Source organism: Bradyrhizobium sp. HKCCYLRH1034 (assembly GCF_051168375.1).
Taxonomy (GTDB): Bacteria; Pseudomonadota; Alphaproteobacteria; order Rhizobiales; family Xanthobacteraceae; genus Bradyrhizobium.
In genome coordinates this window covers 35,189-50,935 of sequence record NZ_JBNPUW010000015.1, presented here as the reverse complement: position 1 = coordinate 50,935, position 15,747 = coordinate 35,189, and the positions used below count along the sequence as shown (strand labels likewise).

At 66.1% G+C, this 15,747-nt stretch carries 20 protein-coding genes; 8 read left to right on the top strand and 12 right to left on the bottom strand.

Annotated elements, in window-relative coordinates:
* Window positions 1-421 precede the first annotated feature (421 nt).
* Window positions 422-910 carry a hypothetical protein gene (locus ACQR0W_RS28160; protein WP_316170725.1) on the bottom strand — a complete coding sequence of 163 codons (489 nt, stop codon included), beginning with the start codon at window positions 908-910 and terminating at the stop codon, window positions 422-424.
* A gap of 242 nt (window positions 911-1,152) precedes the next feature.
* Between ACQR0W_RS28160 and ACQR0W_RS28155 the strand changes: the two genes are divergently transcribed.
* The 4 genes from ACQR0W_RS28155 (at window position 1,153) to ACQR0W_RS28140 (ending at window position 3,475) form a co-directional block, all read left to right on the top strand.
* Entirely contained in the window at window positions 1,153-1,476 is a 324-nt protein-coding gene (locus tag ACQR0W_RS28155) for a heavy metal-binding domain-containing protein (protein WP_315717915.1), read from the top strand.
* The gene (locus tag ACQR0W_RS28150) at window positions 1,473-1,700 is read left to right on the top strand and encodes a hypothetical protein (protein WP_315717916.1); all 228 of its coding nucleotides are present in this window, start codon (window positions 1,473-1,475) and stop codon (window positions 1,698-1,700) included. The genes ACQR0W_RS28155 and ACQR0W_RS28150 overlap by 4 nt, the downstream gene beginning before the upstream one ends.
* A gap of 267 nt (window positions 1,701-1,967) precedes the next feature.
* Window positions 1,968-2,801 (top strand): PhzF family phenazine biosynthesis protein, encoded by an 834-nt coding sequence (locus ACQR0W_RS28145; RefSeq protein ID WP_315751522.1) that lies wholly within the window; start codon window positions 1,968-1,970, stop codon window positions 2,799-2,801.
* Window positions 2,802-2,887: 86 nt separating this feature from the next.
* Window positions 2,888-3,475 (top strand): NADPH-dependent FMN reductase, encoded by a 588-nt coding sequence (locus ACQR0W_RS28140; RefSeq protein WP_315828026.1) that lies wholly within the window; start codon window positions 2,888-2,890, stop codon window positions 3,473-3,475.
* A gap of 25 nt (window positions 3,476-3,500) precedes the next feature.
* On the opposite strand, the gene ACQR0W_RS28135 is transcribed toward ACQR0W_RS28140, so the two are convergent.
* The 10 genes from ACQR0W_RS28135 to coxB all read right to left on the bottom strand — a co-directional run bounded on the left by ACQR0W_RS28135 (window position 3,501) and on the right by coxB (window position 11,344).
* Window positions 3,501-3,905: a carboxymuconolactone decarboxylase family protein gene (locus ACQR0W_RS28135; protein ID WP_315827985.1), complete on the bottom strand. Its 405-nt coding sequence runs from the start codon at window positions 3,903-3,905 to the stop codon at window positions 3,501-3,503.
* Window positions 3,844-4,323 (bottom strand): MerR family transcriptional regulator, encoded by a 480-nt coding sequence (locus tag ACQR0W_RS28130; protein ID WP_316170724.1) that lies wholly within the window; start codon window positions 4,321-4,323, stop codon window positions 3,844-3,846. The genes ACQR0W_RS28135 and ACQR0W_RS28130 overlap by 62 nt, the downstream gene beginning before the upstream one ends.
* A gap of 84 nt (window positions 4,324-4,407) precedes the next feature.
* The gene (locus ACQR0W_RS28125; protein ID WP_316170723.1) at window positions 4,408-5,169 is read right to left on the bottom strand and encodes an SURF1 family protein; all 762 of its coding nucleotides are present in this window, start codon (window positions 5,167-5,169) and stop codon (window positions 4,408-4,410) included.
* 205 nt (window positions 5,170-5,374) lie between these two features.
* The gene (locus ACQR0W_RS28120; protein WP_315717920.1) at window positions 5,375-5,764 is read right to left on the bottom strand and encodes a DUF983 domain-containing protein; all 390 of its coding nucleotides are present in this window, start codon (window positions 5,762-5,764) and stop codon (window positions 5,375-5,377) included.
* A gap of 166 nt (window positions 5,765-5,930) precedes the next feature.
* Window positions 5,931-6,788 carry a cytochrome c oxidase subunit 3 gene (locus tag ACQR0W_RS28115; protein ID WP_315751289.1) on the bottom strand — a complete coding sequence of 286 codons (858 nt, stop codon included), beginning with the start codon at window positions 6,786-6,788 and terminating at the stop codon, window positions 5,931-5,933.
* Window positions 6,789-6,875: 87 nt separating this feature from the next.
* Window positions 6,876-7,535, bottom strand: a complete 660-nt coding sequence (locus ACQR0W_RS28110; RefSeq protein ID WP_409998642.1) for a cytochrome c oxidase assembly protein — start codon at window positions 7,533-7,535, stop codon at window positions 6,876-6,878.
* A gap of 8 nt (window positions 7,536-7,543) precedes the next feature.
* Window positions 7,544-7,720 (bottom strand): CoxF protein, encoded by a 177-nt coding sequence (locus tag ACQR0W_RS28105; RefSeq protein ID WP_315717922.1) that lies wholly within the window; start codon window positions 7,718-7,720, stop codon window positions 7,544-7,546.
* Between the two features lie 20 nt (window positions 7,721-7,740).
* Window positions 7,741-8,679 carry a heme o synthase gene (locus tag ACQR0W_RS28100; protein WP_315751287.1) on the bottom strand — a complete coding sequence of 313 codons (939 nt, stop codon included), beginning with the start codon at window positions 8,677-8,679 and terminating at the stop codon, window positions 7,741-7,743.
* 147 nt (window positions 8,680-8,826) lie between these two features.
* Window positions 8,827-10,440 (bottom strand): cytochrome c oxidase subunit I, encoded by a 1,614-nt coding sequence (gene ctaD, locus ACQR0W_RS28095; protein WP_315717924.1) that lies wholly within the window; start codon window positions 10,438-10,440, stop codon window positions 8,827-8,829.
* A 67-nt stretch (window positions 10,441-10,507) separates the two neighbouring features.
* Entirely contained in the window at window positions 10,508-11,344 is an 837-nt protein-coding gene (coxB, locus tag ACQR0W_RS28090; protein WP_316170722.1) for a cytochrome c oxidase subunit II, read from the bottom strand.
* Window positions 11,345-11,825: 481 nt separating this feature from the next.
* Between coxB and ACQR0W_RS28085 the strand changes: the two genes are divergently transcribed.
* Complete coding sequence (locus ACQR0W_RS28085; protein WP_315827982.1) at window positions 11,826-12,452, top strand: invasion associated locus B family protein; 627 nt, start codon at window positions 11,826-11,828, stop codon at window positions 12,450-12,452.
* An 84-nt stretch (window positions 12,453-12,536) separates the two neighbouring features.
* On the opposite strand, the gene ACQR0W_RS28080 is transcribed toward ACQR0W_RS28085, so the two are convergent.
* On the bottom strand, window positions 12,537-13,037 hold the full coding sequence (locus ACQR0W_RS28080; protein WP_315717960.1) for a GNAT family N-acetyltransferase: 501 nt from the start codon (window positions 13,035-13,037) through the stop codon (window positions 12,537-12,539).
* An 84-nt stretch (window positions 13,038-13,121) separates the two neighbouring features.
* Between ACQR0W_RS28080 and tldD the strand changes: the two genes are divergently transcribed.
* From tldD to ACQR0W_RS28065, 3 genes are read left to right on the top strand one after another with little or no spacing between them, the layout of a single operon-like run.
* Entirely contained in the window at window positions 13,122-14,546 is a 1,425-nt protein-coding gene (tldD, locus tag ACQR0W_RS28075; protein WP_316170721.1) for a metalloprotease TldD, read from the top strand.
* A gap of 11 nt (window positions 14,547-14,557) precedes the next feature.
* Window positions 14,558-15,346 (top strand): signal peptidase I, encoded by a 789-nt coding sequence (gene lepB, locus ACQR0W_RS28070; RefSeq protein ID WP_316204550.1) that lies wholly within the window; start codon window positions 14,558-14,560, stop codon window positions 15,344-15,346.
* 10 nt (window positions 15,347-15,356) lie between these two features.
* Window positions 15,357-15,695 carry an MmcQ/YjbR family DNA-binding protein gene (locus ACQR0W_RS28065; RefSeq protein WP_315717929.1) on the top strand — a complete coding sequence of 113 codons (339 nt, stop codon included), beginning with the start codon at window positions 15,357-15,359 and terminating at the stop codon, window positions 15,693-15,695.
* Window positions 15,696-15,747: the final 52 nt, after the last annotated feature.

Genomic DNA, 15,747 nt, shown 5'->3' with positions numbered 1-15,747 from the left:
GGCGTATTAGTTCGCGGTGCGCTCGGGCCTAGATCCTGTCGCCCGTCGGGCGACTCAGACGAGTGCGGCAGGCGCTGCTCCGCAATGCAGACCGCAGAGCAGCTTCACTCCCGGTGTCGTCCCGTGGAAGCCCGACGACGCGCATGCATCGACGGATGCCGACCAGGGACGACAGCGGAGTTTTGGGGGCGCTGTTCAGTAGCCCGCATGAGCGCAGCGACATGCCGGGTTACGCGCCCAGGTGAGTAAGACGCAGTCGGCAGCCGTCATTGCGAGCCATCCGGTCGCGCATCGCGCGGCCGGATGAACGAAACAACCCGGCTCCATCCACAGATTGCGTCGGCGCAACGATGCCTCGCAATGGCGGGGATAGAGGTCTCCTGACGCTCTCGGTCTGCAGTCATCCGCAGGCCGAGCGGGCTTAGCGCGTCAACTCTCTGTAGCACTCGCGGACTTCGTCCGACTGATCCTCGGCGCTCGGACATGGCTCGATGCGAAAGCATGCGATCCTTTCACGCGACTTATAAATGACGAGCCTCACGCGCTCGGCCATGTCAGTCGATTTCCCGGCGAGCGCTATGCCAAGTCCCGAATCGTCGCCCGACAGCGCCAACCCATCTGCTTCAAAGGAAACACCGGCTACGCACTCCGCCGGAACATCTGTCCACCCTCCGCCATGCTCGATGCGCATCGATCTTTCCACGCTTGCGCCAAGCTTCTCCGGATTTCGGTTGCAGTTGGGCTTGAGGGCGCGCAGCTCGATCCTTGCGAGATCGTGCCCCTGTTGGTTCTTGAAGCTCAGGATTGCAGCGTCAGGCCTGCACCACGGACCAGAGTTCGCGCGGCATGCCATCGAACTGGAGAGCAGGAGACACAGGGCTCCGGCGAGCGCGATCATCTTCATCGGCATGAGCTATGATCCGTCATCGATTCCAATAAGGCAGTGAGAGCCTAGCGGCCTGCATGCCTTGCGTTCGACGGAACGAATACGCCCAAACTCAGTGTTAACAAAGCTCAACAGTTTATGGGCTGTGACACCGTCTGGCCGTGGCGCCCTGGCAAGACTTGTGGCTCCCTTGAACCGGAACCGTGGCTGGGTTGTCAAATCCAAGCGCCCCTGCCCGAGCGGGCCAGTATCAGATGGAGCCCCCCATGATCGTCGTAACGACGGAAAACGTGACCGGCCACCGCACGGTGCGGATGCTGGGGCAGTGTTTTGGGGTGGTGGTGCGCAGCCGCGGGCTCGGGGGCAATCTGGTGGCCAGCCTGCGCTCGATCGTCGGCGGCGAGATCCACGAGTACACGCAGATGCTGGAGGAGGCGCGGCGCCATGCGCTCGACCGGCTCGTCTCCAACGCCACGTCGATGGGCGCCAACGCCATTCTGATGATGCGTTTCGATAGCGCCGAGATCGGCCAGACCATGAGCGAGATCGTCGCCTATGGCACCGCCGCCGTCATCGAACCCGCGCCGTGATCGATCTCGTGCTCTGGCTCGCGGTCATATCAGCGGTCGTCCTGGTGTGGTTCGTCTTCCGCCAGGGAGGCTACAAGCGCGATGCGCTGGCGGCGCCGCCAGGCCCGGACTGGATCAAGACCGAGGAGCGCTTCGTCGATCCCACCAGCGGCGAGACGCTGGACGTGTGGTTTCATCCGCGGACCGGCGAGCGGGCGTATGTGAGGGCGGGCCGATCCGTGTAGACCGCGGTCGAACGCGGGAGACCATCGCACCGACGACACAGGGAAGCCGCGTCACATTCCGCCGTCGTCCCTGCGAACGCAGGGACCCATAACCACCGGCTTCGGTGGGACGACGACTGGCAGTTGCGCTTCACCGATAGATTCCGCGGTATGGGTCCCTGCGTTCGCAGGGACGACAGCGGTGCGTGGAGTCACGTCTTGTACATCTTCACTTGCGAGCGCTGAAAGCCTAGCATCGCCAACACAGAGATCGAGCGCGAGACCTCCATGATCATCCAGCACATCGCAGCCTTCACCGACGGCCCACGCGGCGGCAATCCGGCCGGGGTCGTCATCTGCGAGGCGCTGCCCGAGGCCGCCACCATGCAGGCGACGGCGGCGGAGATCGGCTATTCGGAGACGGCGTTCGCGGCGCCCATCGGCGACAAATGGCGGGTGCGCTATTTCGCGCCGCAGGCCGAGGTGGATTTCTGCGGCCACGCGACGATTGCGCTCGGCGCGGCGCTGGCGAGGCACGAGCGCTCCGGCACGTTCGCACTGACGCTCAACCATGCCGAAATCACTGTCGACGGGCATCATTCGGCGACCGACTGGAGCGCGGCGTTTCGATCGCCGCCGACGCTGACCCGGGCCCTGCCATCTGCGGCGCTCGACAAGATCCTGACGCTGTTCGGGCTGTCGCAAGACGAACTCGACGAGCGGATCCCGCCGGTGATCGCTCACGCCGGCATGGATCATCCAGTGATTGCCCTGCGCGACCGCAGCCGCCTGGCTGCCATCAGCTACGACTTCGCTCGAGGCCAGGTGCTGGCACAGCGTGAGCGCTTCTGCACCTTCGCCCTCGTACACGCCGAGACGCCGCAGCTGTTTCACGCCCGCAACCCGTTTCCGTTCGGCGGGGTCTACGAGGACCCGGCGACGGGCGCGGCGGCCGCGGCGCTGGCCGGCTATCTGCGCGAGCTCGCCTGGGCGACCGAGCGGCCGATCGTGATCCGCCAGGGCGAGGACATGGGCGTGCCCTGCTGCCTGCAGGTCGATCTCGACGGCCCTCCAGGCGCGCCGGTCCGGGTGTCCGGGCGAGCCCGGCTGATTCACGCGTGATTTGATTTGAAATCCCGGGGCGCCTGGCCGCCATAGTGCGCGGGCTGCAAGAACGAGCGCTTCGTTCGCCAGCGGAGCACGCCGTGATGATGTCGACCGAGATGCAGCAGGACACATCGCTCATCGTTCTGATCAGCGGCAGCCTGCGCGCCCGCTCGGCCTGCCGTGCAGCGATCGTCGCCGCGGCCGAGCTGGCGCCAGCGGATGTCACGCCGGCGATCTACGTCGGGCTGAGCGAGCTGCCGCACTTCAATCCCGACCACGATTGCGATCCCTTGCCCGAGCCGGTCATTCGCTTGCGCAAGCTGCTCGGCGACGCCCGCGCCGTCATGCTGTCGACCCCGGAATATGCGGGCTCGCTGCCGGGCAGCTTCAAGAACATGATCGATTGGACCGTCAGTGCCGGCAGCCTCTATCGACGGCCGATCGGCTGGATCAACTGCTCGGCCCATGGTGGCGCGCACGACGCCCATGCCGACCTGCGCAGGGTGCTGGAGCGCGCGGGCGCGACGATCGTCGATGAGGCTTGCGTCGCCGTACCGGTGCCGCCGACGGCAATGACCGCAGATGGTCGCATCGCGGCCCCCGACATGCGTGCGGCCATCGCGGATGCGATCGCCGCACTGGCCTTGGCCGCGTCCGCAGGCGATGAGAACACACAGCCATCGTCATGACTGTGCTCACCGCGGGCGCCCGAATTCATGCGGGCTTCGCGTCCGCTTCCGCGAACACCGCCTTGGCCGCGAACAGGCCGTTGAGCGCGGCGGGGAAGCCGGCATAGACCGCCATCTGCATGATCACCTCGGTGATTTCCGCGCGGCTGAGGCCGACATTGAGGCCCGCATGGATGTGCACCTTGAGCTGAGGGGTGGCATTGCCGAGCGCGGTCAGGGACGCGATGGTCGCGATCTCGCGGCTGCGCAGATCGAGGCCGGGGCGCGAATAGATGTCGCCGAACGGAAACTCGATCACGTAGGTCGCGAAATCCGGCGCGATGTCGGCGAGCGCCGCGATCACATTGCGGCCGGCCTCGCCGTCGATGCTATCGAGCGCGCGCCGGCCGCGCGCCAGCCGATCCTGATCGTTGTTGGCGCCGGATGGCATGCCGCCCGGCATCGGGCTCGTCGTCGTGGCCTGGTTGGGCGTGGATCGCGTCATCATCGTTCGTCCTCTCGCTGCTGCCGGCATAGCCGGCGATCTTGCCGTCGAGAACGAGAAGGCTGTCCTGCAGGCTGGCGACGCGCGCCCGGACCGCGTCGCGATGCCGCTCCAGGAGCCGGCGTCGTTCCGGCTCCGTGGCAGCGCCGCCCGCACGCAGCTCGGCGTAGCGCAGCATGTCCCGGATCGGCATTCCCGTGGCCTTCATCCGGCCGAGGAATTCGATCCAGGTCAGGATCGATGCGTCGTAGTCCCGCTGGCGGGCATGATCGCGATCGGCCCTGGGCAGCAGCCCGATCCGCTCGTAGTAGCGGATCGTATGGGGCGTCAGCCCCGACTGCCTGGCCAGCTCGCCGATCTTCATGCGCCCCTATCTCCATTCACGACGCCACGCAGGCTACGGGTTCGAGTGCGCTCTAAGTCAAGCGACGTTTCGCGGGCTACGGGCTCATCGGTTCGCTGCGCGCCGACCCCGCGCCCACACCGCGAACGCGACGATCAACGCGGCGGCCAGAGAGAACCACGTGATCGCGTATTGCATGTGCTCGTCGCGCAGATGCGGCGACAGCGGGCCGGGCTTGGGAATGCCATTGTCGGGCACCGGCGATTCCAGATCGATGTAGAACGGCGCGACCTCGCCCCAGCCGAGCGTCTTGGCCATCGCGCGATGGTCGCGCGTGAACCACAGCCGCTTTTCGCGGCTCTCGGCCGCGGTGAGCAAACCGGCAGCCTCGGGAAAGCGCAGATAGCCGGTCAGGGTCACGGGCTCGCCGGTGACGAGCTTGGCGGTGGCGCGGTCCTGCACCGCGCGTTCCTGCATCGTGTTGGCGACGAAGCCGGCGTCGATCACGACGGTCTCGCCGGACGGCAAGCGCGCAGGGAGGAACGCCCAGGTGCCCGGCCCGGAGACGTCCTCGCGCACGGCGGAGCCGGCGCTGTAGACCATCGCATCGGGCAGTCCGGCGTAGGTGGCGGTGAAGCTGACGCGACGGAATTCGTCGCGTTCCGGAGTGAGCATACGCCACTCGTCTTGTGGCGGCAGCGGTGCGGGCGCAGCAGCAACGCGATCGGTGAGCGCTGCGATCAGCGCGTGCTTTTCCGCACGGCGCTGCAATTGCCAGATGCCGAGGCCTGCGAACAGCGCGACCATGACGACGGTGAAGGCGGCGAAGGCGCGGGAGGACGTTTTGCGGCTGGGCGCACTCGTCATTGCGCAGATGTCCGCGGCGAGGTGAACGCTTTGCCGGAGCGAACGGTGCGCTCCCCTCCCCCTTGCGGGGAGGGGTTGGGGGTGGGGGTGGCCCAACAAAGACTGCCGCTGGGGCTACCCCCCTCCCCGGCCCTCCCCCACAAGGGGGGAGGGAGCACACCTTCGGCGCCGCTCAGATGTGCGACTCGCACGCGCAGGCGCCAGCTCATCGCGGCGTCTTGTCCACCAGGCGGCCGGGGGCGGCCTTGTGGTGGAATTGCAGGGCGATCAGCAGCGACTTCATCGCGCGCAACGGCAGCAGCGTCGTCACCAGGATCAGCGGTCCCCAGAGCGCGGCATGGACCCAGAACGGCGGCTGATACTTCACCTCGACGATCAGCGCGGCGCCGACCACGATGGCGCCGGCGAGCATCATGATGAAGATCGCCGGACCGTCGCCGGTGTCGATGAAGGCGTAGTCGAGATCGCAGGCTTCGCAGCGCTTGCGCAGGTTGAGGAAGCCGTCGAACAGCTTGCCCTGGCCACAGCGCGGGCAGCGGCAGGCGAGCCCGCGCAGGACGGTCTGGGCCAAAGTGACGGGCGGATGGGTGGTCATGGTGTCTTGCCCCCTGGGCGGCCGCGCGACGCCTCATGGTGATACAACCGGAGGCGACGAGAGCGGATCACATTTCGATCAACCGCCGGGCGCCGCTGCAACGAGAAAGGGCGGCCCGACGGCCGCCCCTTCTTAGCACGTTCGACGGAACCGGTGCGCGCCGGCTTCAGTGCGCGCCGTGGGCCATCGCCTCGGCGCCGTGGCCCCAGACGTAGATGCAGATGAACAGGAACAGCCAGACCACGTCGACGAAGTGCCAGTACCAGGCGGCGAACTCGAAGCCGAGATGCTGCTTGGGCGTGAAGTGGCCGGCATAGGCGCGCGCCAGGCAGACGGTCAGGAAGATCGTGCCGACCAGGACGTGGAAGCCGTGGAAGCCGGTCGCCATGAAGAAGGTCGAGCCGTAGACGTGGCCGGCGAACGAGAACGTTGCGTGGCTGTACTCATAGGCCTGCACGCAGGTGAAGGTGGCACCCAGGAGGATGGTGAGGATCAGGCCATATTTCAGGCCCTTGCGGTCGCCCTCGAGCAGCGCGTGGTGCGCCCAGGTCACCGTGGTGCCCGAGGTCAGCAGGATCAGCGTGTTGAGCAGCGGCAGGTGCCAGGGATCGAAGGTCTCGATGCCCTTGGGCGGCCAGACGCCGCCGAACAGGGCCTCGCGGGTGGCCTGCACCTCGAAGTTCGGATACAGCGCGGCATTGAAATAGGCCCAGAACCAGGCGACGAAGAACATCACCTCGGAGGCGATGAACAGGATCATGCCGTAGCGGTGATGGAGCTGCACCACGCGGGTGTGGTCGCCCTTGTATTGCGCTTCCTTGATGACGTCGCCCCACCAGCTCGCCATGGTGTAGAGCACGCCGATGGTGCCGATGCCGAACACGATCGGCGCGGCGCCGAACATCTTGTGCATCCAGCCGATCGCACCGAACGCCATGATGAAGGCCGAAACCGAGCCGACGAACGGCCAAGGGCTCGGATCGACGAGATGGTAGTCGTGATGCTTGGCGTGCGCCTCAGCCATGGCAAGTCTCTCCCCAGATCGATGCCGGTCGCGCCGGCACGGTGTCGTTCAACGGCGATGGTCCCCGAATATCGGACGTCCGCGCGGTCATAGGCTGCCCCGCGGTTTGTCCGGCTCGCCCGCCGCGACCGGCTTCGGTGCGTCGCGGACGGGATAGAAGGTGTAAGACAGCGTGATCGTCTTCAAACTGTCGTTCTCGTGATCGGCTGTTATCGCCGGGTCGACGTAGAACACCACCGGCATCTCGCGGGTCTCGCCCGGCGCCATGGTCTGCTCGGTAAAGCAGAAGCAGTTGATCTTCTGGAAGTAGGCGCCCGATGTCAGCGGCGACACATTGTAGGCCGCCTGCGCCATGGTGGTGCGCGCCGACTGGTTGGTGACGGTGTAGTAGACCGTGACCACCTCGCCGATCGCGACCTCGATCTCGGTCTTCTCCGGCTCGAACTTCCAGGGCAAACCGCCGGCGACATTGGAATCGAAGCGCACGGAGATCCGGCGCGCCAGCGGCGCCGAGGATGGCGCTGATGTCGCGACCTGCGTGGTGCCGTTGAAGCCGGTGGCGCGGCAGAACCAGTTGTAGAACGGCACGGCGGCATAGGACGCGCCGACCATCAGCACCACGACGGCGCCGCAGATGCCGCCGACTAGCGCATCGCGGCTGAGGCCGCGGCGCGGCGCGGCCGGCGCGGTCGCCGAAACGATCTGGTCGGTTGTCTCCATCGCGGTCTGCTTCGTCCCGTCCTGCATCACGTCTTCTACATCGGCCGATTCAGCACCGCGGGACCCTTCACCATGGTCACCGCGAAGAACAGCACCACCAGCACGCCGAGCGCGAGCGCAATCGCGATCGAGCGGCGACGGCGGCTGCGCAGCTGCGCCTCGGTGAGGACGATGCCCTCTTGCTCGTTCGGATCTGCCATCGTGGTCGCCATGTTTTCCAGTCTCGCGCCTCTTACCAGATCAGCGGCGCGATCATGCGCGCGACCGCTTCGAGTCCGAGCGTAGCGAACAGCACGAACAGATAAAGGATCGAGAAGGCGAACAGCTTGCGGTTGGCGCGTAGCGAGGCGCTGCGCTCGCGCTTGCGGAACACCTCGACCGCGAGCCACAGCATGCCCGTGCCGAGCGCCAGCGAGACGACACCGTAGACGGCATCGAAATAGCCGAGCGGCCACGGCGCGGCGGCGATCGCCACCAGGACGATGGTGTAGAGCAGGATCTGCAGCCGGGTCGCATCGGGGCCGGCGACCACCGGCAGCATCGGCACGCCGGCGCGGGCGTAATCATCGCTGCGGAACAGCGCCAGCGCCCAGAAATGCGGCGGGGTCCAGAAGAAGATGATCAGGAACAGCCAGAGCGGCTCCGGCGCGATCGAGCCGGTGGCGGACACCCAGGCGACCACCGGCGGCAAGGCGCCGGCGGCGCCGCCGATGACGATGTTCTGCGCAGTCCAGCGCTTCAGCCACAGCGTGTAGATGACGACGTAGAAGAAGATGGTGAAGGCGAGCAGCGCACCGGCGAACCAGTTGACGAGGATGCCGAGCGTTAGCACCGAGAAGAACGACAGCGTGATGCCGAAGGCGAGCGCCTCCTGGCGGGTGACGCGGCCGCGCGGAATCGGGCGGTTGGCGGTGCGCGACATCAGCGAGTCGATGTCGCCTTCCAGCGCCATGTTGAGCGCGCCGGAGGCGCCGGCCCCGACCGCAATACACAGCAGTGAGGTGATGGCGAGCACCGGGTGGAAATGGCCCGGAGCGATCAGCAGGCCGATCAGCGCCGTGAAGATCACGAGCGACATCACCCGCGGCTTCAGGAGCGCGAGATAATCGCCGACATCGGCCTCGGAAATCCGCGGGCCGACGGCAATGGCGTTCTGATCGATGACCGACACGGCGAATCCAGACTTCAATTCACAGACTTCAATTCAAAAGGCTCTGGGGAAAGGGAGTGCCAGAACCGCGCTTCCGGCGCGGCACCAGGCGCGCCACCGGCAGAGATCGACGCGGCGCCGGATGGCGCCGCGTCGGAGAGATCAGGTTCACTGCACCTTCGGCAGCACCTCGAACTGGTGGAACGGCGGCGGTGAGGACAGGGTCCATTCCAGCGTCGTCGCACCCGGTCCCCACGGATTGTTCGCGGCCTGCTGCTTGCGCATGAAGGCGTCGACCACCCCATAGATGAAGATCAGGACGCCGAAGGCCGAGATGTAGGAGCCGATCGACGAGACCAGGTTCCAGCCCGCATAGGCATCGGGATAGTCGATGTAGCGGCGAGGCATGCCCGACAGGCCGAGGAAGTGCTGCGGGAAGAACACCAGGTTGACGCCGACGAAGGTGACCCAGAAGTGCGCCTTCGCGATCGTCTCGTTGTACATGTAGCCGAACATCTTCGGGAACCAGTAGTACCAGCCGGCGAAGATGGCGAACACGGCGCCGAGCGACAGCACGTAGTGGAAGTGCGCGACGACGTAGTAGGTGTCCTGCAGCACACGGTCGACGCCGGCGTTCGCCAGCACGACGCCGGTGACGCCGCCGACCGTGAACAGGAAGATGAAGCCCACCGCCCACAGCATCGGCGCGCGGAACTCGATCGAGCCGCCCCACATCGTGGCGATCCAGGAGAAGATCTTCACGCCGGTCGGCACCGCGATCACCATGGTGGCGGCGACGAAATAGGCCTGCGTCGCCGAGGACATGCCGACCGTGTACATGTGGTGCGCCCACACCACGAAGCCGATGCCGCCGATCGCGACCATGGCGTAGGCCATGCCGAGATAGCCGAACACCGGCTTGCGCGAGAAGGTCGACACGATCTGGCTGATCATGCCGAAGCCGGGCAGGATCAGGATATACACTTCCGGATGGCCGAAGAACCAGAACAGGTGCTGGAACAGCACCGGGTCACCGCCGCCCGCCGGATCGAAGAAGGTGGTGCCGAAATTGCGGTCGGTCAGCATCATCGTGATGGCGCCGGCGAGCACCGGCAGCGACAGCAGCAGCAGGAACACCGTCACCAGGATCGACCACACGAACAGCGGCATCTTGTGCAGGGTCATGCCCGGCGCGCGCATGTTGAAGATGGTGGTGATGAAGTTGATCGAGCCGAGGATCGACGACGCACCGGCAAGGTGCAGCGACAGGATCGCGAAATCCACCGCCGGTCCGGGATGGCCCGAGGTCGACAGCGGCACATACATCGTCCAGCCGGCGCCGACGCCGTTGGCGCCGGGCTCGCCCTCGACGAAGGTCGAGGTCAAAAGCAGCGCGAACGAGGCGGGCAGCAGCCAGAACGAGATGTTGTTCATGCGCGGGAACGCCATGTCCGGCGCGCCGATCATCAGCGGCACCATCCAGTTGCCGAAGCCGCCGATCATCGCCGGCATGACCATGAAGAAGATCATGATCAGGCCGTGCGAGGTCACGAACACGTTGTAGGTGTGGTTCTCGTGGAACAGCTGCACACCCGGATACATCAGCTCGATGCGGATCGCGACCGACATGGCGAGGCCGATGATGCCGGCGCACACCGCGAAGATCAGATACATCGTGCCGATGTCTTTGTGGTTGGTCGAATAGATCCAGCGCCGCCATCCGGTCGGATGGTCGTGCGCGTGATCGTCATGGCCGGTCAGGGTCGTCGCGTTCGTCGCCATTGTCCAATCCTCAGTGTCCCCGTGGACCGCCAAGGCGGCCCTCAATCTCAGCGTTCATCCCGCTCGGCTACTGCGACACGCCCGCAGCCGACGCATAGGTGCTCGTGGGCGCGCTGGCGTACTTCTTCTTGGCGTCCTCGACCCAGGCGGTGAATTCCTGGTCGCTCACGACGCGCACCGCGATCGGCATGTAGGCGTGGTCCTTGCCGCACAGCTCCGAGCACTGGCCGTAATACATGCCGACCTTGGTCGCCTTGAACCAGGTCTCGTTGAGGCGGCCGGGAATGGCGTCGATCTTGACGCCGAACGACGGGATCGCCCAGGAGTGGATCACGTCGGCGCCGGTGGTCTGGACGCGAATCACCTTGTTGACCGGCACGACCATTTCGTTGTCGACGGCGAGCAGGCGCGGCTGCTTGTCCTGCGCCAGCAGCGAGTCGAACTCGAACTTGCCGTTGTCGGGATAGGCGTAGCTCCAGTACCACTGCTTGCCGGTGGCCTTGATGGTCATATCAGCCTTCGGCACATCCAGCTCGAGGAACAGCAGCCGGAACGACGGCACCGCGATCATGACCAGGATCAGCACCGGGATCAGCGTCCAAGCCACCTCGATCAGCGTGTTGTGCGTCGTCCGCGACGGCACCGGGTTGGCGCGCGCGTTGAACTTGACCACCACGGCGACCAGCAGCGCCAGCACGAACAGCGTGATGATGGTGATGATCGTCAGCAGCAGGCCGTGGAACCAGGTGATGTTCTCCATCACCGGCGTCGCAGCCTCCTGCAGCTTGACTTCCCATGGCGCCGGCTGGCCCGTTTCAGCAAACGCCGCTCCACCCGACACGAGCGTCATGCCCGTTACGGCCAACCCCAGCAAGGCGCCCAATTGGCCTTTCGACATCTTCATGCCGTCGCGCTCCCTTCAGAACTTTCCCCCTCAGCGCACCGCCCGCTTCACGCAGCGGCGCGCCGTTCGATCCGCTCTCCTGACAAATGGCCTTCGGGCGGATGCATAGAAAAGCACCTGGGCCAGTTCACTGGAATGACGAAATCTTTCTTCTCAAACCATAATTCTTGATCTATCGCAATGCAGTCTTGCGCCGGATATCGCGCGCGGCGCTGTTCGTCGCGACGAGCGTATTTTCCGGGAGATTGCCGCATGCCGCGATTTCGCGGGCAACGGGCGCTTGACAGGCGTGCGGCGCGATGTAGGCAAACGGGACACGGCCGTTTGCGAGGCTGATTCGGCGAGGCGCAGCGGCAGCTGCCCACCAGGGTGCGGCCATATTTGGTATCGTTTCGTGCCGTACGCCGGTGACGCTGTCCTCAAGACGCCATCATTGCCGTATCATGGCGTCGGACGCGCAGATCACCCACAGGAAATTGTCATGGCACCGACCCGGATCAGGGTTTCAACGGACAGGACAGCTGACATGTCGACCCCAGCTGCGAATGACTCGCGCCGTTTGTACCGATTCAGCGCGGTGCGTGCGCGACTCGCGCGTGTTGCCGCGATGACCTCCGCGGCGACCGCGGTCGCGATGATCGCTGCGACGGTGATCGGCCTGCCGCACGCCGCATTGGCGCAGGGCGCGGTGCGCTCGGTGCATGGCGACTGGCAGATCCGCTGCGACACGCCGCCCGGCGCGCAGAGCGAGCAGTGCGCGCTGATCCAGAGCGTCGTGGCCGAGGACCGTTCCAATGCCGGCCTCACCGTGATCATGCTGAAGACCGCAGACCAGAAGAGCCGGCTGATGCGCGTGGTGGCGCCGCTCGGCGTGCTGCTGCCGTCCGGCCTCGGCCTGAAGCTCGACAACCAGGACGTCGGCCGCGCCGGCTTCGTGCGTTGCCTGCCCAATGGCTGCGTCGCCGAGGTGGTGCTGGAGGACAAGCTGCTCGGCCAGCTCAAGACGGCGAAGACCGCGACCTTCATCATCTTCGAGACGCCGGAGGAAGGCATCGGCTTCCCGCTGAGCCTCAACGGCCTCGCCGAAGGCTTCGACAAGCTGCCCTGACGTCGGCCGCGATTGACAGACCCTTCGCAGCACGATGCCGTGATCGAGCCGTGAGTTCGCGCGTCTGAATGCGCGCCCGCGGCCTCAGCGCCGCCCGTCGAGCGCCAGCGCCATCACCAGCAGGGTCTTGTCGAACCCGTCATCGCCGGGCTCCCGCGGCTGCACCGCCTTGAGCAGGAATCCGGCCTTCTGGTACAGCCTGATGGCGTTGGTGTTGCTGCGGTAAACCGTGAGCTCGACACGCGAGAAGCCGGCCGCCCGCGCCGCCTCGAGCGCCGCCGCCATCAGTCGTCTGCCCAGGCCCTGGTGCCGGAACTGCGGCATTAGGCCCATGCCGAGCACCCCGATCCGGGCATCGATTGGCCCCGATTTGGGCGTCACATCGCACCAGCCGACCACCTCCCCGGCAGAGAGAGCAACGAATTGCGGATATCCCTCGTGGATGTTGTTCAGAATGAAGGCGCGCGTCGACTCCAGCGGCGGCGCCTGCACGAACGACAGATAGCGCCGTTCGCGCGCGACGTAATCGAGCGTGCGGTGGAAGCTCTCGATGTGAGCGGACGTGATGGGAACGATCTCAACCATGTCAGTTCGGTAATCATCCAGCCCCTCGCGCCCCGGCGTCAAAACAACTATCTTGGAATGAACGCTCCGACAACGGATTGACCCATGACTGCTCCCACCACTTCCCTGCTCGAACGCGCCAATCTGGACCGTGATACGGTCCGGAGCGAGGTCGCGCGTGGCCTGGCTGGCGCCGATGACGGCGAATTGTTCTTCGAATACAGCCAGACCGAAGCGCTGACCTTCGACAATGGCCGGCTGAAGCAGGCGACCTATGACACCAGCCAGGGATTCGGCCTGCGCGCGGTGAAGGACGATGCAGTCGGCTATGCCCATTCCTCCGACGTCTCGCTGCCGGCGCTGATGCGCGCCGCCGATGCCGTCAGCGCCGTGCGCGGCGGCTATTCCGGCACGTTCGCGAGCCCGCCGCCGCACACCAACGTCCGGCTCTATGGCGACGATAATCCGCTGGACGCTCCCGGATTCGAAAGCAAGGTCAAGCTGCTCGGCGAGATCGACGCTTACTTGCGCGACAAGGATCCGCGCGTGCGCCAGGTGACCGTGAGCCTCGGCGCAACCTGGCAGGTCGTGGAGATCCTGCGGCCCGACGGCGAGAGCTATCGCGACATCCGCCCGCTGGTGCGCGTGAACGTCTCGGTGGTCGCCGGCCAGGGTGATCGCCAGGAGACCGGCAGCAAGGGTTATGGCGGCCGCGAGGCCTATGCCCGCTTCATCGAGACCAAGGCGTGGCGCGAGGCCGCCGACGGCGCGCTGCGCGAGGCCCTGGTCAATCTGGAATCGGTCCCCGCTCCCGCCGGCGAGATGGACGTCGTGCTCGGCGCCGGCTGGCCCGGCGTGATGCTGCACGAGGCCGTCGGTCACGGCCTCGAGGGCGACTTCAACCGCAAGAAGACCTCGGCCTTCGCCGGGCTGATGGGCAAGCCGGTCGCCGCCAAGGGCGTCACCGTGGTCGATGACGGCACCATGGCCTCGCGCCGCGGCTCGCTGTCGATCGACGACGAGGGCACGCCGACCAGCCGGACCGTGCTGATCGAGGACGGCATCCTGGTCGGCTACATGCAGGACCGCCAGAACGCGCGGCTGATGAACATGGCGCCGACCGGCAACGGCCGCCGTCAGGGCTACGCGCACGTGCCGATGCCGCGCATGACCAACACCTACATGCTGGCGGGCGAGCGCGATCCGGCCGAGATCATCGCCTCGGTCAAGAACGGCATCTATGCCGTCAATTTCGGCGGCGGCCAAGTCGACATCACCTCGGGCAAATACGTCTTCCAGTGCACCGAGGCCTACAGGATCGAGAACGGCAAGGTCGGTGCGCCGGTGAAGGGCGCGATGCTGATCGGCAACGGCCCGACGGATTTGAACCGCATCAGCATGATCGGCAACGATCTGTCGCTCGATACCGGCATCGGCACCTGCGGCAAGAACGGCCAGGGCGTGCCGGTCGGCGTCGGTCAGCCGACGCTTCGCATGGATCGCATTACGGTGGGAGGCACGGGCCGATGAGCCTTGAGAAGATGTCCACGGACAAGACCACCAAGGCGACGCGCACGGGCAGCGTCCGCAAGGAAAGCACCTGGGGCGGCCAGCTCGCGCAGCTCGTCGCGGTCGTCATGGTGGTGTTCGTCGCCAAGGGCGCCATCGCCGAGCCGTTCTACGTGCCGTCGGGCTCGATGGAGCCGACCCTGATGATCGGCGACGCCCTGCTGGCGTCGAAATTCCCCTATGGCTACGGCACCTCGTCGCTGCCGATGCAGATCACGCTGCCGGAGACGGGACGCCTGTTCGGCGAGACGCCGAAGCGCGGCGACGTCGTCGTGTTCCGCTGGCCGGGCGACAACTCGCAGGCCTGGGTCAAGCGCGTCGTCGGCCTGCCCGGCGACCGCATCCAGATGCGCCAGGGCCAGCTCTACATCAACGGCCAGGCCGCGGCGCTCAAGCCCGACGGCATCGGCGATGCCGAGGACGACACTGGCCGCAACGAGCCGGCCTATCGCTACGTCGAGACGCTGCCGAATGGCGTGTCGCACCTGATCTTCAAGATGCGCGACAACGGCCGGCTCGACAACACGCCGGAGGTGACGGTGCCGCCCGGCAAGCTGTTCGTGCTCGGCGATAACAGAGACAACTCCGCCGACAGCCGCGTGGCCTTGCGCGACGGCGGCGTCGGCCTGCTGCCGATCGACAACCTCGTCGGCCGCGCCGATGCCGTGGTCGGCTCCTGGGACCTCGGCTTCAAGAACCAGCCGGTTTGGGCCTGGCTGTCCGGCTTCCGGCTCGATCGCTTCTTCACCGCGGTGCGCTGAGCGAACGCCGATGACCTTCGACGATGTCAGGGCGCTTGCGCTGGCATGGCCGGAAGTCGAGGCCGGCACGTCCTATGGGACACCCGCGCTGAAGGTGCGCAAGAAGATGCTGGCGCGCCTGAAGGAGGACGGGGACAGTCTCGTCCTTCCGGGCGTGCCGCCGGACGAACGCGCGATGCTGGTGGAAAGCCGGCCGAAGCTGTTCTACGTCACCGATCACTACCGCGACTATCCGATCGTGCTGCTGCGCCTGTCGAAGGCGAGGCGCGCCGACGCAGAGCCGCTGTTGCGCCGGCAGTGGCGGGCATTGGCCTCGAAGAAGGCGCTCGCCGTGTTCGATCGCAGCTGAAACGGGCTGCACGCCGTCCTCCATCTCGTGTATTGAACGTGTCGACGGCACC